This is a genomic window from Candidatus Nitrosotalea sp. FS (genome assembly GCF_011319475.1).
GTDB lineage: Archaea > Thermoproteota > Nitrososphaeria > Nitrososphaerales > Nitrosopumilaceae > Nitrosotalea.
In genome coordinates this window covers 1-512 of the sequence record NZ_RCMC01000151.1, presented here as the reverse complement: position 1 = coordinate 512, position 512 = coordinate 1, and the positions used below count along the sequence as shown (strand labels likewise).

The 512-nt window shown below is 59.0% G+C and carries 1 protein-coding gene; it reads left to right on the top strand.

Annotation, left to right across the window (positions count from 1 at the left end; all coding sequences use genetic code 11):
• Positions 1 to 99: 99 nt before the first annotated feature.
• Entirely contained in the window at positions 100 to 501 is a 402-nt protein-coding gene (locus DYY66_RS05345; RefSeq protein ID WP_255496142.1) for a transposase, read from the top strand.
• Positions 502 to 512 lie beyond the last annotated feature (11 nt).

Below are 512 nucleotides of genomic sequence, written 5' to 3'. Positions count from 1 at the left end.
GTTGGATTTAGCGGAGACGTTTATCGACGCCTCCTTCTCCGGGGCCAAAAAAGGGGCTGTGCTATTGGTCCAACACGCCGCGGCAAAGGGAGCAAGATCATGGCAATCGCGGACCGCCATGGTCTTCCTGTCGCCGTGGGGATTGCAAGCGCTTCGCCCCATGAAACCAAGCTCGTCGCAGCCACCATCGAGCAGCGGTTCACGCGGCAAAAGCCCCGGCGCATGATCGGAGACCTGGCCTATGACAGCGATCCTCTGGATCGGCGGTTGCGAAAACGCGGGATCCAACTGATCGCACCGCACAAGCGCAATCGCGTCCGCGCCAAGACCCAGGACGGACGCGAGCTTCGTCGTTACTGCCGTCGTTGGAAGGTCGAACGTCTGTTTGCTTGGCTGCATAACTTCCGCCGTCTGGTCATTCGCTGGGAGTATCACGAAGCCAACTTCCTCGGCCTGGTCCAGCTCGGTTGCATTCTCATCCTGCTGCGGAACTATTTATGAGATGGCTTCTA

What these genes read in the sequence shown, in the direction of transcription:
- DYY66_RS05345 (WP_255496142.1), top strand. Translation starts at nt 100, where the DNA reads ATGGCAATCGCGGACCGCCATGGTCTTCCTGTCGCCGTGGGGATTGCA.